Here is a 15,283-nt window from a genome sequence, read left to right as displayed (position 1 = left end):
AGCATGCTTTCGGCGGACGAGACCCAAGCTTCGCTGACCGGCGCCTGGCGGCTGATGCTCGGCAAGGTCGACGGATTGCGTCTGCTCGACCTGTCGGCCGACGGTTTCTGGAATTCCTTTTTCGCCATCGTCGTTGCCGCACCGGCGCTGATCGTCGGCTGGGTCGGCATTGCCAACGAGATCGGCGATCCCGATGCGTTCGCGGGGCGCTTCGGCATGCTGGTGCGCCTGGCAACGGTCGATATCGGCTCCTGGGTGCTGCCGCTGGTCGCCCTTGCCCTGGTCGCGCGGCGTGCCGGCATCGGCGGCCGCTTCGTCCACTATGTGGTTGCCAGCAACTGGGCTTCGGCCATCACCGCCTGGCTGATGTTGCCCTCGGCGCTGGTCAGGCTTTTCCTGACGTCGGCGAGCCAGATTTCGAGCCTTGTTTCGCTGCTGTTGTTCGCGCTGTCGATGGTGCTCACCTGGCGCATGACCAATGCCACCATCGGCAAGGGTGCCGCGGTCGGTACCGCCGTTTTCGTCGGCATGTTCATCGCTTCGCTGATGGTGCTGTTCGGGCTGCAGATGCTGCTCGGCATCACCGTGCCGGGTGACATCTAGGCCTGGGCCACCGCCGCATCAGCTGTTCATGACATTCCTGCGCGCGCCAGCCGAGGCAACGCGCGTCTGGCCCGGGGCTCGCGGATATCGGTCCATCCGGGTGAACCCGGCCTGGCATTCGCATGCCCGCCAAAATCTCGTCGGCGCCATTCGGGCAGAGCCGCAATCCCGACTTGCCGCAGCCGAAAGGGCTGAAAAGGGCCGTGACTTGCGACGTTTGCCCGACCCTGCGGGATCAAGGGCATTACCGTGCACGATGCTCATCATGGCGGCTTCCGTTTTGCGAGCGGTCACTCCCGGAAAGTCTTCCATCGCAGGATTTGCGCCAGATCAATGATGAAGTACGGATTCCAGAGTATATCTATCATGACAAGATTATGACAGTGCTTCGATCTCCGTTTATAAGCCGGCTTCTGATTTCGATAAACTTTGGAAAGCGGACAACGAGGCAATGGACCGAACAATGAACCATGTGGCAGGATGGAAGGCTGATAGATGGAAAAAGTGGATGTTGTCGCCGCGCTCGGCCAGTCGAAGCTGCTACTGCCGGCCCGGATCACCGGCGCGCTTGCGGCCAATGACCGGCTGAAATTCGCACTGACCGCACTTCAGGCCGCGGCTGCCCATGCCGCGGATGGCGCGGCTCCGCTGTCCAACCTGAGTCGCGACTACGCGGCCGCCCATATCAACGCGCCGTGGCTGCTGGAGATGCAGGCGACGGCCTGGCTGGAGGGCGGGACGTTGCATCTTGCCGACCTGGCGCGGCTTGGCAAGCTGCTCGGGGAGGACATCCGCCTGATGGCCCGGCCGCTGGAAGGCAGCGCGGATGCCGACCACAAGGCGCAGATCGCGCGGGTCGATCATTGGTGCGACTGGCTGGACCAGTTGAACGCGGGCGTGCTCGACGACGCCCAGATGCTCGCGCTGACGGGCGGGAAGCGGGGCGAGAGCGATACGTTCCACATTCTGGTGATGGATCTGCACAAGAGCCTGAACCGGCTGGCGGTCGACATGTCGGACGATACGGTCGACGGTGCCCATGTCTGGCAGCTCGATGCCGCCGACCGCCCCCGCATCGCTGCCTTCATGCGCGGGCTGAACCGCACGCGCAGGCTCAAATTCGATCATCCCGGCCTGGACACGGCGGCGACGCGCGACGGGGCGCGGTTGCTCATACAGAACGACATCGGCACCAACGATGTGCATGTGCTGGTGATCCAGGTGGAGGGTTTTTCGATCACGCTCACCTATTCGGACCTGCACGAGCGGCGCTTTGCCTTCTTCCAGGGCCTTCTGTCGGAGATTGGAGCGCAATGGTCGGACGTCGGCGCGCGGCGCAGCGCCGGTCTGAACTCGGGCGCCGACTACGTCGTCGGCACGGCGCGCTTCGATTGCGCCGATCTCGCGGCGGCCGACGCGGCCCTTGAGGGTCTGGGCGCGCGTATCGTCTTCCTGATCGACTGGAACCGGGCACGCAAACGGCTGAACCGGCTTGTCGCCAAGCCGCTTTCCATCGCGGTGCTGACCGAGGCAGCCCATCGCGAGGCAGGCCATATGGGCTGGCTCATGGCCGGGGCCGATCAACTGGTATTCGACGCGATGGAAGCGCTGTCGCCGGACCATTTCCGGATCGGCGACCGGTTGGACAGTGTGCTGGGCGCGGCCGAGGCGCAGGATTTCCTGACCGAGGCGCTCGTGCTTTCCTCCCATGCCCTGCAGGCGGACCAGACCGCCGCCCTGATCGCCGACCAGATCCGGCTGCTGCTGTCGCGCCATGTCCGCCGTCACCGGGACGAGTTCGCGCTTCTCGGCGAGCACGCCGCCTTCTGCCATGCCTTGGCCGAAGGCATACGCGATGCGCTCGCGTATGGACACGAAACAGACGTCAAGGCCGCTCGAAAGCTATCGGAGCGCGCCAAGATCTGGGAACGCAAGGCCGATCATCTGGTGATGCGCCTGCGCGATCAGGCCGCGGGCAACGCGCGCTGGCTGCCCTTCCTGCAGCTGATCGAATGCGCCGACGATGCGGCGGATGCGCTGGAGGAGGCCGTTTTCATCCTGTCGCTGATCGCCGAGGACAATCACCATGGCTGGAGCGACGAGTTGCGCACCGCGCTGCGCCGGCTGGCTGACAAGGTGCTCGAGGCGGCACAGGACCATGTCAAGGCGCTGACCACCGCGCGCACGCTCGACGAAGCGAGCCTCGCGCAGGACCAGGATGAATTTCTGGCCGCCTGCTGGCGGGTGGTCGATGCCGAAAAGGCGTGCGATGTGCTGACGCGCGAGATCAGGCGCCTGTTCGTGCGCAATGTCTCGGACGCGGCCACGCTCAGCCTCGGCACTGATTTCGCGGCCGCGCTGGAAGCATCCATCGACGCGCTGCTGCGCACCGGCTACGCGATGCGCGGCCTCGTCCTCACCCGGGTCGGCGCCGGCAACCAGGGGAGGCGAGCGTGAGCGGCGCATCGATGAGCACTCCGCCAGAAGGTTCGGCTCAGCTTGGTCTGATCGTAGCCGGCAAGCCGCTGGATAAAGCGGCTTCGCCCGAGACGATGGGCTTCAAGGCGTACAATCTTGCACGGATGGCGGCGCTCGGGCTGAACGTGCCGCCGGCCTTCGTGCTGGGCACCGGCTTCTGCGCCCATCCGGAGACGGCAACACCCGCACTCTGGCACGATGCACTCGTCCGGCTCGAGGCCGCGACCGGCCTTGGCTTTGGCGATCCGCGCCGACCGCTTCTGTTGTCGGTCCGCTCCGGGGCGCCGGTATCGATGCCGGGAATGATGGAGACGCTGCTCAATATCGGCCTGACAGAGGCGACGCTGCCGGGACTGATCCGGTCGACCGGCAATCCGCGGCTGGTGTGGGACGCCTATCGCCGCCTGATCGCCGGCTACGGCGAGGTGGTGGCGGGCGTCAACGCGACCGACTTCGAGGCCGACCTCGACGCCGTGCGGCTGGGCGAGGAAGAGCGCATGCTCGACTTCGCCGCGCTGCGCGATCTCGCGCAGCGGCACCTGGAGACCTATCGGCGGTTGGCGGGCGAAGCCTTCCCGCAGGACGCGGTCGCGCAGTTGCAAGCGGCGATCGCGGCGGTGTTCCGGTCCTGGTCGAGCGCCAAGGCCATTGCCTACCGCGAGATGCGCGGACTGAGTCATGGCATGGGCACGGCGGTGACGGTGCAGCGCATGGTGTTCGGCAATGCGGGCGGGTTGTCCGGGGCCGGTGTCGGCTTCACTCGAAACCCCAGTGACGGCAATCCCGCCCCTTGGGTCGATTTCCTGTTCAATGCGCAGGGCGAGGATGTGGTCAGCGGCCGGCGCAGCGCGCAGGGTCACGACCGGTTGGCGGCGATCGCGCCGCGCGTCTGGGAGGAACTGGTCGAAGCGGCGAAGGCGCTCGAGCGGCATTTTGGCGACATGCAGGATTTCGAGTTCACGCTCGAGGACGGAAAGCTCTTCCTGCTTCAAACCCGCGAAGGCAAGCGTACGCCGCAGGCCGCCGCCCGCATCGCCCTCGACATGGCGGACGAAGGGTTGATCGACCGGAAGACCGCCTGCCTCCGCACCGCCGGCCTCGACGCCGCGGCGCTGACGACGCGCGTCATCGTGGCCGAGGACGGCGCGGCGCCGACGGTGCTCGGCCATGCCGCGACCGCCGCCAGCGGGGTTGTCAGCGGCACGGTCGCCCTCAACGAGGCACAGGTGGCGGCGCTCAAGACGGAAGGGAAACCGGCGATCCTCGCGCGGCAGAACGCCGAGACCGATGACATTGCACTGCTCGAGCGCGTGCAGGGCCTGCTCACCCGGCACGGAGCGCGCACGTCCCATGCGGCCGTGGTGGCGCGGCAGCTTGGCAAGGTCTGCCTCGTTGGCTGCGAGGCGATGCGTATCGACGAATCGAGGGACCGGATCGGTTTCGGCGACACATGGCTGGATCCCGGAGCGGTGATCACCCTTGACGGCAACAGCGGCACGATTTTCGCGGGCGCATCGCGCACCGCCGAACAGGTGCCAGCGGAATTGCTGCAGCGGCTCGACCGATTGCACGCGACGAAGGGATGAAATGTCTGGCCCTGGACCAACCGGCCTGTGTCTCGCCTGATTTGGTCGCTCGCGACATTCTCGTCCTTGGCCAGGCATCGGACGAGATTGCCGCGCCAGACGCATCCGCGGTCGCGCCGGCCCGCGATGGGACCTCGGAGGCCCGTGGTCAGCAAAGGAAGTGGAACTCAGGCTCGCGTCGACGCCCGAGGCGGCCGGCGTGCTGATCTGGCCGGACTTGGTCCCGATTCCGCCGTCGCTCAGCTTTGGCCGGTCTGCGGATAGTCGACGCCGACGAGAAACAGCCCATCGGGCGGCGCCACCTGGCCGCAGGCGGCGCGGTCGCGCGCCTCGAGCGCCGCTTTCAGGTCGGCGACGGTCCACCCACCTTCGCCGACGCGCTTGAGCGAGCCGACCATCGAGCGCACTTGGTTGTGCAGGAAGGAGCGGGCCGAGGCCTTCACCTCGATCAGGTCGCCCTGCCGGCCCACGTCAAGCTGCTCCAGCGTCCTGATCGGGCTGTTGGCCTGGCACTGGGTCGAGCGGAAGGTGGTGAAGTCATGCCGCCCAAGTAGGACCTTTGCCGCTTCGTGCATGGCGCTGGCGTCAAGCCGCTTCGGCACCCACCACACCTTGCCCTTGTCGAGCGCCGCCGGCGCGCGGCGGTTGAGGATGCGGTAGAGATAGTGACGGCCGGTGGCCGAGAAGCGCGCGTCGAAATCGTCCGGGACAACCATCGCCTTAAGGATGGCAACATGTGCGCCGGCCGCCTGAAGATGGGCGTTGACTGCGTCGCGCACCTTGTCATCAGGCCATGCCTTGGCGAGGTCGACATGCGCCACCTGGGCCGTCGCATGCACGCCGGCATCGGTGCGGCCGGCGGCACGCAGCCGGACCGCCTCGCCGCTGAACCTCTCGATCGCCTGCTCGATCGCCTGCTGCACCGAAGGCTGGTCGGCCTGATGCTGCCAGCCGGCAAAAAGGCTGCCGTCATATTCGATGTCGAGGCGAAAACGCGGCATGCCGGCGGCTTATATGCTCTCGCCTAGGCGGCGAGAGCAGTGAAGGCGGAAGCGTAGACCAGCCTGCCTGCCTCCGGAGCGTCACCCCAGGCCAGTGCCTGCAGCGCCTCGCCTTGGTACTCGCTCTCGAAGTTCTCTGCGCGGGCGCGGCTGTAGCCGAAACGGCTGTAATAGGCCGGATCGCCCAGCACCACGGCCAGTGTCTCGCCGGCGTCCCTGAGGCGGATATGCGCCTCGCGGATCAGCGCGCCGCCGATGCCGCTGCCATGGAACGAAGGCTCCACCGCCAGCGGCGCGAGCGCCACGGCCGGAAAGTTCTTGCCGCCATTGCGGACGAACAGCCGGGAAAAAAGGATGTGGCCGACAACCTGGCCGTCCTCTTCCGCCACCAGCTCGGCAACGGCGTCACCGCCGGTCACCAGCGCGTCGACCAGCCCGGCCTCCGACTGCTGGCCGAAAGCGTGTTCCTCGACGAGGCGGATGGCCTCGCGATCCCGCGGCGTCGCCGCGCGTATCGACATCATGCTCATGAGAATTTCATTCCTTTTTCGATCTTGGCCCCGCGCAGGAATTCCGACGCGGCAGCAGGCCTTCCGCCCGCCCGTTGAACTTCGACCAGCCTGATCGCGCCTGCTCCGCAGGCGACCGTCAGCCGGTCATCGAGAATTCCTCCCGACTCGCCCGCGCCTTGTGAAAGCACCGAGCGAAGCAGTTTCAGCCGCTCCGGGCGACCGCCAATTTCAATCTCGGACCACGCCCCGGGAAAGGGCGACAGGCCACGAATGTGATTGTGGACCTCGGTCGCCGAGCGATTCCAGTCCACGCGAGTCTCCGATTTATCGATTTTCCTGGCGTAGGTCACCCCTTCCACCGCTTGGGGGGCAAATGTCAGGGTGTTCCTTTCCAGCCGCGCCAGCGCTTCCACCACGAGTGCGGCACCAACGCCCATCAACCGATCATGCAGGTCGCCGGCCGTCATATCGGGTTCGATGGCGCATTTTTCAACCAGTCCCACTGGGCCGGTGTCGAGCCCCTCTTCCATGCGCATCACCATCATGCCGGTTTCGCGGTCGCCCGCCATGATGGCGCGCTGGATGGGTGCGGCCCCACGCCAGCGCGGCAACAGCGATGCATGGCCGTTGATGCAGCCGAGCCGCGGCGACTCGAGAACCGCCTTCGGCAGCAGCAAACCGTAGGCGACGACCACGGCGACATCGGCCCGCAGGGCGCGCAAAGCCGCCTGCTCGGCCTCACCCTTGAGGGACGCCGGCGTGCGCACCTCGATGCCAAGCCGCTCCGCCTCGCGCTGCACCGGTGACGGCGTCAGCTCCAACCCGCGCCGTCCGGCGGCGCGCGGCGGCTGCGTATAGACGGCTGATATCTCATGTCCGGCCTCGCCGATCGCGCGCAGCGTCGGCACCGAAAACTCCGGCGTGCCCATGAAGATGACGCGAAGGGGCATTCCCCTATCCCACCAGCTTGCCCGGCGCCTTGTCCCTGGCGAGCTTCTTGAATTTCTTCACCACCATGTCGCGCTTCAGCTTCGAGATGTGGTCGATGAACAGCACGCCGTTGAGGTGGTCGATCTCATGCTGCAGGCAGGTCGCCATCAAACCTTCGGCCTCCATCTCCTGCAACTTGCCGTCGCGGTCGAGATATTTGACCCGCACAGCGGCCGGGCGTTCGACCTCGGCGTAGTAGTCCGGGATCGACAGGCAGCCTTCCTCGTAGACGGAGCGCGCGTCTGCGCTCTCCAGGATTTCCGGGTTGATGACGACGTGCGGCGCCGGTGTTTCGTCTTCCTTGGCGAGATCGATCACCAGCATGCGCAGCGGTTCGCCGATCTGGATCGCCGCCAGCCCGATGCCGGGTGCGTCATACATGGTCTCCAGCATGTCGTCGGCTAATTTGCGCAAGGGCGCGTCAACGCGCTCCACCGGCTTGGAAACCTGACGCAGGATGGGATCGGGAAGGATGATGAGCGGCTTGATCGGCATGGCGTTCCACGTAAGACCTCCAGCGAAAAGCGTCAACCGGGGCGCTTGGTTGGCGTTCACGTTTTGATCTGTGCCGGCATGCCGAATCATCTATGCTGTCCACATGAATGACCTGACATCCATCCTTTCGGAGCCCGTCGCCCGGCTTGGCGCCTCCACGATCACGCTCGGCCATGCGCTGGCTTTCGCCATATTGCTGTTTCTTGGCCTGTTCGTGGCGCTCGTCATCGCGCTGTGGCGGTCGGCCAAGGCGCGCGCCGTGGCAGCCGCGGAAGCCGCCGACCATGCCCGCGACGCCGAGGCGCGGATGGGCGGCATATTGCAGAGCCAGGCCGAGATGCAGGGCCGCATGGGCGCCATCGCCGAGGTGTTCGGGGCACGGCAGGCGGAACTGACGCAGTCGATCGGCCAGCGCCTCGACGCCATGACCGGCCGCCTCGGCCAGACCATGACCGAGCAGACCAAATCCACGCATGAGAGCCTGGCCAAATTGCAGGAGCGGCTGGCGATCATCGACGTCGCGCAGGGCAACATCCAGTCGCTCGCCGGCCAGGTCGTGCAGCTGCAGGCGATCCTTTCCAATAAGCAGACGCGCGGCGCCTTCGGCCAGTCGCGCATGGAGGCGATCGTCGCCGATGGCCTGCCGCACGGCGCCTACGAATTCCAGGCAACCCTGTCGAATGGCAGCCGGCCCGATTGCCTGGTGAAGATGCCGAACGGCGCGCCGTCGCTTGCCATCGATGCCAAATTCCCGCTGGAGGCCTGGAATGCCATCCGCGCCGCCGATGGCGCCGAACTGCAGAAGGCCGCCTCGCAGGCGTTCCGCCGCGACATCGAGATCCATGTCCGCGATATATCGGAAAAATACCTGATCCAGGGCGAGACGCAGGACACCGCCTTCATGTTCGTGCCGTCGGAATCGGTGTTTGCCGAGATCCACGAGAATTTCGAGGCGATCGTCCACAAGGCGCACCGCGCCCGCATCGTCATCGTCTCGCCGTCATTGCTGATGCTGTCGATCCAGGTCATCCAGGCGATCCTCAAGGACGCCCGCATGCGCGAACAGGCGCACCTGATCCAGGGCGAAGTCATCCGGCTGATGGAGGATGTCGCGCGTGTCGACGAGCGGGTGCGCAAATTGCAGGTCCATTTCGGCCAGTCGGCCAAGGACATCGACGACATCCTCGTCTCGACGTCGAAGGTGACCAAGCGCGGCCAGAAGATCGAGGCGCTGGAGTTCGGCGCGCAGCCGGACGGCGATGCTGGCCCGGAAACGGCATCGCGGGCTCCCGCGGCGAAGGTCGACGCAGGCGCGCGCGTCGCCGATTCGAAGACCGGGCAGCTTAGGCTGAGGGTTGTCGAAGGCGACGACTGAGCCGCGCTACTGCTCCTCCACGATGGTCATGCCTTGAAATTCCGGCAGCCAATGCAGCGCCGAGCGGTGCCATTTCTGCAGTGTAGGGATCAAATCCTCGCGTTGCCGCGCGGTCCCTGCTCGAATTCCATAGACCTTTGGGCCATCTCCGACCGACGTGGCGTAAAGGTGCGAACCGCAGTCGGCGCAAAAGGCCTGGGCGCGCTTGGCGCCGCTCGCCCCGGTCTTGGTGTAGATTTTCGGCGTACCCTTCGTGATCCGGTAATGATCCTCGGGCGCCGGAACCGTCACGCGAAAAGCCGTGCCGGTCAGCTGCTGGCAATCCGTGCAGTGGCAGATCGAGGTTTTTTCCGGGTCGACCTCCGCCTCGTAAGCAATAGCGCCGCAATGACAGCTGCCGTCGATTTTCATCCTGGTTCCTCCTGGCTTCGCGAGCATTTCAGCCGGCTCGCTCCGGCTCTTCTCCCGACGCGGTTTCAACCATCTTGCGCCGCTGCTCCCAGGTGCCCGTGGTCTGCGGTTTGACGAACAGCCGCATGATCTCCGGCATCTCTGTCTTCAACCGTTTCTCGAGGCGCTCGACACAGGCTTCGATCTCCGGCGCCGTCAGATGATCCTCGAATTCGATGCTCAAGCCCGCCACGATTTCCTCCGGGCCGATATGGACGCTCAATATGCCGTTCGCCCGCTGCACCGCCGGATCCTGCTGGGCGATCGCCAAAACCCTCCTCTGCACCTCTGGCGAGGCCGGCTCGCCGAGCAGCAGTCCCTTGCTTTCGCGTGCCAGGAAGATCGCCGTCGCGCCGAGGATCAGTGCAATGCCGATCGAGGCGGCGCCATCGAGCCGCGGCATCTCGAACAGCTCCGCCGCCAGGATGCCGGCAAAGGCGACGATCAGGCCGAGCAGGGCGGCACTGTCCTCGAACAGCACCGTGTAGACGCTCGGATCCTTGCTCGCTTGCACGGCCCGCAGCCAGCCCTGTTTGCCCTTCTGCTGGCGGAACGCCTTCAGCGCCACCAGCCAGGAGCTGCCTTCGAACAGGAAGGACAGGCCGAGAACGATATAGTTCACCATGGCGTTGGCGACGGGTTCGGGCGCCATGATATGGATGACGCCTTCGTAGAAGGACACGCCGGCGCCGAGCGCGAAGACGAGAAGGGCGACGATGAAACTCCAGAAATAGAGCTCGCGGCCATGACCGAGCGGATGCGCGCGGTCGGCAGGGCGGGCGGCCCGGTGCATGCCGTAGAGCAGCAGACCGCCATTGCCGGTGTCGACCAGCGAATGCACGCCTTCCGACAGCATCGCCGAGCTGCCGGTGAAGAAGGCGGCGGCGAACTTGGTCAGCGCGATGGCGAGATTGCCGGCGAGCGCCGCGTAGATGACCCTTTTCGATCCGCCATGACCGGCCATTGTCTTGTCCTGTTCGAGCTCCGAGCTTAGCGGAGCCCCTGTCGAAGCTCCACAGCCATCAACAACGCGCGAACTGGACAGTCGTTCAGGCCGCGGCGTAGGCGACTACTCGACGATCTCGTCGGTCCACACCTTGAAGCCGGCGAGCGTGCCAGGCCCGAAAATATGGGTCAGCGGCACGTCCGCCGCGTCACGGCCGGACGCGATCAGGATGCGGCCGATTCGCGGCGCATTGTTGCGCGGGTCGAAGACATGCCAGCGGCCACCGAGATAGACCTCCATCCAGGCGGCGAAATCCATGCTCGACCAGGGCTTTGGCATGCCGATGTCACTGATGTAGCCGGTGCAGTAGCGCGTCGGTATGTTGAGCGCCCGGCAGAAGGTAACGGCAAGATGGGCGAAGTCGCGGCACACACCGCTCTGTTCGCGATAGGCTTCCGCCGCGGTGCGCGTCGGCCGCGCATTGCCGTAGTTGAAAACGATATGATTGTGGACGAAGTCGCAGACCGCCTGCACGCGCGGGATGCCGAGCGGTGTGTGGCCAAACAACCGCCACGCCTCGCTCGCCAGCAGGTCGCTCTCGCAAAAACGGCTGGGCAGCAAGAAAAGCAGCGTGTCCGACGGCAGGTCGCGCACCTCGTGCTGCCAGGCCATCAGGTCGCCCATCTCGAAGGTGCCGGGGTCGCGGATCACCGCATCGGTGCCAAAGGTGAAGCGTCCGGGCGGGGCGACGAACCGGTTGCACCAGTTGCCGAAGCTGTCGCGGTAGCTTTGAACCGGCACTGGCGGGTTGGAGGTCAAAAAATCCGGCCGCTCGAGATCGGAAGCGCGGGAATAGTGGACGTTCAGCATCGCGATGAGCGGCGTTTCCTGCGGAAAGTCGAAGCTCATCTCGCAGCCGATGTGGATTCGCATTGTCGTCCTGACCAGCCTGCTCCGTCTGTCGCCCGGCGAAAACCCAAGCTGATGCTGCAGTGCGGTAAACAGCATGGCATGGTCCGAACCGCATTACGAGGGGAAAACCGGCTGACAGCGGAGGGCCGGCGCAAACGAGCGGCGGCAACCCCTTGCAGTCGGGCGATTCTCTTGTTTCACTTCGCTTCCCGCAATCGGAGGAACGAATCATGGCTAAAGGTGCGATGAAGGCAGGCAAGGAAGCCCGCAAGCCGAAGAAGGACGCCAAGAAGCCCGCCGCGGCTCCGGTCCTGAAGGCGCCGCCGGTCAAGGCGATGAAGCTCAAGGACAAGTAAGTCCGGCCAATCCGCTTTGGACAGGATGACGGCCGGCAACATTGTCACGTCGCCGGCCGTTGTTGATCGGGCGCGCGAGATTCCCATATTGGCGTGGCGGGGACGACCTCGCGCTCCCCGAAAACAGGCCGGGACGACCCGCCATTCCTTGATCGAGCATCGGTCCGATGCTCGGATGGAGCGTTCCCGATGTCGTGGATCTTGCTGTTCTTTGCCGGCCTGTTCGAGATCGGCTGGGCAATCGGCCTCAAATACACCGATGGCTTCTCGAAGCTGGTCCCGACTGTCCTGACGGTGGCTTCGATGATCGTCAGCCTCACTCTGCTCGGCCTGGCGCTGAAGGTGCTGCCCGTCGGCACCGCTTACGCGGTGTGGACCGGCATCGGCACTGTCGGTACCGCACTGCTCGGCATCTGGCTGCTCGGCGAGCCGGCCACCGCGATCAGGCTGGCCTGTATCGCGCTCATCGTCTGCGGCATCATGGGGTTGAAGTTCGCGGCCTGAGACTGGAAGCCTTCAAGACAAACGCGTTCAGGGCCGCTGCAAGGCGACCCTGATCCTGAATCAATTCGGCGCTTGGCCGTGGAGGCGCTAGCGGGCGGAGAAGCCCGGAGGCGTTCTGCCGGTGCGCTGCTTGCGCGCCGCATAACGCGCGTCGCGCTTGGCCTTGCGTTCGGCTTCGTCGGCCAGCAAACGGGCGATGCGCTCGTTTTCCTCGGCTTCCCGAATCTTGGCTTCCGCCTGTGCCGCCTCTTCGGCCGCAATGCGCTCCGCTTCGGCCGCTGCCTCGCGCTCGGCCTTCTCGACCGCTTCGCGTGCCAGCTTTTCCTGCTTCAGCCTTGCCTTCTCGGCCTCGCGTATCTGGCGCGCCTCGAGGATTGCCTTGCGTTCGGCCTGTCGTGCCTGCACCGCAGGATCATCTGCCGCCGGCTTCGACTTGAAACGCTCAAGAAGCGCCTTCTTTGCCTCGTTCGCGGCATTGCGCCGCTCGAAAATGTCTTTTTCCCTGTAGATAGCCAAGTCCACTTCCCTGAAGTCAATTCGCGAGGCTTACATACGCGCGAATGCCAAGAGTTCAAGCGCCAAAACGGTATGCCAGCCATGAAATTCTGGGTTGTTGCCGCCGGGAGACGCCTTTTTGGCCGAACCGGGACATGCACTGTTCACCGTCCGCCCTCTGGCGACGAAGCCGGCCGATCGCTACCTCTAACGCGAAAAACCCAACACCAGGATGACATGACATGGAACTCGGTCTCTACACCTTCGCCGACGTCAGCCCGCAGCCGGGGCCTGGCGCCATCGGCCCGCATGAGCGGCTGCGCAATCTGATCGAGGAGGTCGAACTGGCCGATCAGGTCGGCCTCGACGTCTTCGGTCTCGGCGAGCATCACCGGCCCGACTATGCCGCCTCGGCGCCGGTGGTGGCGCTGGCCGCGGCCGCCGAGCGTTCGAAGCGCATCAAGCTGACCAGCGCGGTCACCGTCTTGTCCTCCGATGATCCGGTTCGTGTCTTCCAGCAGTTTGCCACGCTCGATCTTCTGTCGAGCGGCCGCGCCGAGATCATGGCCGGGCGCGGCTCGTTCATCGAATCCTTCCCGCTGTTCGGCTACAATCTGGAGGATTATGACGAGCTGTTCGCCGAAAAGCTCGATCTGCTGCTTGCCATCCGCGATCAGGTGAAGGTCACCTGGTCCGGCAATCTGCGTGCGCCGATCAACGATCGCGGCGTCTATCCCAGGCCGTTCCAGGACAGGCTGCCGGTCTGGATCGCCATTGGCGGTACGCCGCAGTCGGCGGCGCGCGCCGGTGCGCTCGGGCTGCCGCTGGCGCTCGCCATCATTGGCGGCGAGCCGGCGCGTTTCGCGCCGCTGTTCGACCTTTACCGCGAGGCCGCCAAGCGCGCCGGCAGTGATCCGGCGGGCCTTGCCACCAGCATCAACGTGCACGGTTTCATCGCAGAAACCACCGAGCAGGCGGCCGATGATTTCTACGGCCCGCAGGCGGAGGTGATGAACCGCATCGGCCGCGAGCGCGGCTGGGGCCCCACATCGCGGGCGCATTTCGACCAGTCGCGTGGCCCCAATGGCGCACTGTTCGTCGGCAATCCAGAGCAGGTGGCCGAGAAGATCGTCGCCCAGCACAAGATTTTCGGCAACGACCGCTTCCTGCTGCAGATGGCGATCGGCGTCATGCCGCACGCCAAGATCATGAAGGCGATCGAACTCTACGGCACCAGGGTGGCGCCAATCGTGCGCAAGGAAACGGCGAAATCCGCGCCGGCAGTGGCGGTGCCTGCCGCATAGACCAATGGCAGGCCCTCATCGCGTCCGGCTCACGGAACCTTGAAGCCATGCCGGCGTTTTCCGTCGACGGACTGCACCAATTGCGGTGCGCCGTCGAGGGTCCATGATGAAGGCCGAACCCGCCGCTTCGGGCGCAGGCATTGCCGATGAGCCGGATCCGCGCGCCGAGGCACGCGCGGACACACATCTGATGCGTTCGCTGCTCGTCGGCATCTTTGTGTTCATGACCGTCTATGCGCTTTACTTCGCCCGCGCCTTCTTCATGCCCGTGATCCTGGCTTTCCTGCTGGCCTTGACGCTGACGCCGATCGTCCGGCTGCTGCGCAAGCGTGGCATTCCCGAAGTGGTTTCGGCGACCCTTCTGGTGCTGCTGTCGATCTGCGTTTTCGCCAGCGCCGGCTACCTGCTCAGCGGCCCGGTCATCGACCTCCTCAACAACACCTCGTCGATCGGCCAACAGCTCACCGAGCGACTGGCGCAGTTGCGGCGTCCGCTCGAGAGGATCACGCAGATCTCGCATCAGGTCGAACAGATGACCCAGACCTCGCAGGAGCCGGGTATCCAGAAAGTGGCGGTGGCGCAGTCCGGCATCCTGTCGGCGGCCGCCAGCAACATCCTGTCGGCGGGGACAGGCCTCACCATCATCTTCGTGCTGTCGCTGTTCCTGCTCGCCTCCGGCACGATGTTCTACGAGAAGATCATCCAGTCCTTCGCCAGCCTCAGCGAAAAGAAGCGGGCAATGCGCGTCGTCTATGACGTCGAGCGCGAAATCTCGCATTACCTGCTTACCGTCGCCATCATCAATGCCGGCCTCGGCACCGTCATAGGTCTCGGCCTGTGGGCGCTCGGCATGCCCAATCCGCTGGTCTGGGGCGTGGCCGCGGCGCTGCTCAACTTCCTGCCCTATGTCGGGGCACTGATGACCATCGTGCTTGTCGCGATTATGGCGCTGATCAGCTTCGACACCATCTCCTATGCGCTGCTGGCGCCGGCCTTCGTGCTGTTGTGCGATATCGTCGAAGGCCAGTTCGTCACACCCATGGTGGTCGGCCGGCGCCTCGAGATCAATGCCGTGGCGATCTTCATTGCCATCGCCTTCTGGTCATGGCTCTGGGGCTTCGTCGGCGCCTTGATGGCGGTGCCGCTGCTGGTTGTCGTCAAGGTGTTCTGCGATCATTTCGACGGACTCAGCCACGTCGGCAATTTTCTCGCCGCGCAACAGACAGTGGTTGTGGTGGAGGAACCGACCGAGGAGGGCGGCAAGGCCCCCGCATAA

At 65.2% G+C, this 15,283-nt stretch carries 16 protein-coding genes; 8 read left to right on the top strand and 8 right to left on the bottom strand.

All coding sequences use genetic code 11. From position 1 onward, the window contains the following. The first annotated feature begins 3 nt into the window (after positions 1–3). The 3 genes from OOJ09_RS06165 (at position 4) to OOJ09_RS06155 (ending at position 4,667) form a co-directional block, all read left to right on the top strand. Positions 4–603: a transporter gene (locus OOJ09_RS06165; RefSeq protein WP_269904341.1), complete on the top strand. Its 600-nt coding sequence runs from the start codon at positions 4–6 to the stop codon at positions 601–603. A gap of 495 nt (positions 604–1,098) precedes the next feature. Further along, the gene (locus tag OOJ09_RS06160) at positions 1,099–3,060 is read left to right on the top strand and encodes a DUF47 family protein (protein ID WP_269904340.1); all 1,962 of its coding nucleotides are present in this window, start codon (positions 1,099–1,101) and stop codon (positions 3,058–3,060) included. Beyond that, positions 3,057–4,667 (top strand): PEP/pyruvate-binding domain-containing protein, encoded by a 1,611-nt coding sequence (locus tag OOJ09_RS06155; RefSeq protein ID WP_269904339.1) that lies wholly within the window; start codon positions 3,057–3,059, stop codon positions 4,665–4,667. The genes OOJ09_RS06160 and OOJ09_RS06155 overlap by 4 nt, the downstream gene beginning before the upstream one ends. A gap of 239 nt (positions 4,668–4,906) precedes the next feature. Here the strand turns inward: OOJ09_RS06155 and truA are convergent, their stop codons facing one another. From truA to def, 4 genes are read right to left on the bottom strand one after another with little or no spacing between them, the layout of a single operon-like run. Continuing rightward, positions 4,907–5,668: a tRNA pseudouridine(38-40) synthase TruA gene (truA, locus tag OOJ09_RS06150; RefSeq protein WP_269904338.1), complete on the bottom strand. Its 762-nt coding sequence runs from the start codon at positions 5,666–5,668 to the stop codon at positions 4,907–4,909. A 23-nt stretch (positions 5,669–5,691) separates the two neighbouring features. Further along, positions 5,692–6,198 (bottom strand): GNAT family N-acetyltransferase, encoded by a 507-nt coding sequence (locus OOJ09_RS06145; RefSeq protein ID WP_269904337.1) that lies wholly within the window; start codon positions 6,196–6,198, stop codon positions 5,692–5,694. Beyond that, positions 6,195–7,130, bottom strand: coding sequence for a methionyl-tRNA formyltransferase (fmt, locus tag OOJ09_RS06140; RefSeq protein WP_269904336.1), 936 nt, complete (start codon positions 7,128–7,130; stop codon positions 6,195–6,197). The genes OOJ09_RS06145 and fmt overlap by 4 nt, the downstream gene beginning before the upstream one ends. A gap of 4 nt (positions 7,131–7,134) precedes the next feature. Continuing rightward, entirely contained in the window at positions 7,135–7,665 is a 531-nt protein-coding gene (gene def, locus OOJ09_RS06135; protein WP_269904335.1) for a peptide deformylase, read from the bottom strand. Positions 7,666–7,768: 103 nt separating this feature from the next. On the opposite strand from def, the gene OOJ09_RS06130 reads away from it, so the two are divergent. After that, positions 7,769–9,040: a DNA recombination protein RmuC gene (locus tag OOJ09_RS06130; RefSeq protein WP_269904334.1), complete on the top strand. Its 1,272-nt coding sequence runs from the start codon at positions 7,769–7,771 to the stop codon at positions 9,038–9,040. Positions 9,041–9,046: 6 nt separating this feature from the next. On the opposite strand, the gene OOJ09_RS06125 is transcribed toward OOJ09_RS06130, so the two are convergent. The 3 genes from OOJ09_RS06125 to OOJ09_RS06115 form a co-directional block, all read right to left on the bottom strand. Continuing rightward, positions 9,047–9,451 carry a GFA family protein gene (locus tag OOJ09_RS06125; RefSeq protein WP_269904333.1) on the bottom strand — a complete coding sequence of 135 codons (405 nt, stop codon included), beginning with the start codon at positions 9,449–9,451 and terminating at the stop codon, positions 9,047–9,049. A gap of 28 nt (positions 9,452–9,479) precedes the next feature. After that, on the bottom strand, positions 9,480–10,454 hold the full coding sequence (locus tag OOJ09_RS06120; protein WP_269904332.1) for a cation diffusion facilitator family transporter: 975 nt from the start codon (positions 10,452–10,454) through the stop codon (positions 9,480–9,482). A gap of 105 nt (positions 10,455–10,559) precedes the next feature. Further along, the gene (locus tag OOJ09_RS06115) at positions 10,560–11,369 is read right to left on the bottom strand and encodes a transglutaminase-like domain-containing protein (protein WP_269904862.1); all 810 of its coding nucleotides are present in this window, start codon (positions 11,367–11,369) and stop codon (positions 10,560–10,562) included. Positions 11,370–11,578: 209 nt separating this feature from the next. Between OOJ09_RS06115 and OOJ09_RS06110 the strand changes: the two genes are divergently transcribed. Continuing rightward, on the top strand, positions 11,579–11,704 hold the full coding sequence (locus OOJ09_RS06110; protein WP_269904331.1) for a hypothetical protein: 126 nt from the start codon (positions 11,579–11,581) through the stop codon (positions 11,702–11,704). Between the two features lie 189 nt (positions 11,705–11,893). Next, positions 11,894–12,208 carry a quaternary ammonium compound efflux SMR transporter SugE gene (gene sugE, locus OOJ09_RS06105; RefSeq protein WP_256752438.1) on the top strand — a complete coding sequence of 105 codons (315 nt, stop codon included), beginning with the start codon at positions 11,894–11,896 and terminating at the stop codon, positions 12,206–12,208. A gap of 87 nt (positions 12,209–12,295) precedes the next feature. On the opposite strand, the gene OOJ09_RS06100 is transcribed toward sugE, so the two are convergent. After that, positions 12,296–12,724 carry a DUF6481 family protein gene (locus OOJ09_RS06100; protein WP_269904330.1) on the bottom strand — a complete coding sequence of 143 codons (429 nt, stop codon included), beginning with the start codon at positions 12,722–12,724 and terminating at the stop codon, positions 12,296–12,298. A 221-nt stretch (positions 12,725–12,945) separates the two neighbouring features. Here OOJ09_RS06100 and OOJ09_RS06095 point away from each other — a divergent pair, with 221 nt between their 5' ends. Then, positions 12,946–14,007: an LLM class flavin-dependent oxidoreductase gene (locus tag OOJ09_RS06095; RefSeq protein WP_269904329.1), complete on the top strand. Its 1,062-nt coding sequence runs from the start codon at positions 12,946–12,948 to the stop codon at positions 14,005–14,007. Positions 14,008–14,113: 106 nt separating this feature from the next. Continuing rightward, entirely contained in the window at positions 14,114–15,283 is a 1,170-nt protein-coding gene (locus tag OOJ09_RS06090; RefSeq protein WP_269904861.1) for an AI-2E family transporter, read from the top strand.

Source organism: Mesorhizobium qingshengii (genome assembly GCF_027563465.1).
GTDB lineage: Bacteria > Pseudomonadota > Alphaproteobacteria > Rhizobiales > Rhizobiaceae > Mesorhizobium > Mesorhizobium qingshengii_A.
Note: the sequence above shows the minus strand (reverse complement) of the source record. Positions and strands in the feature narration are given on the sequence as shown.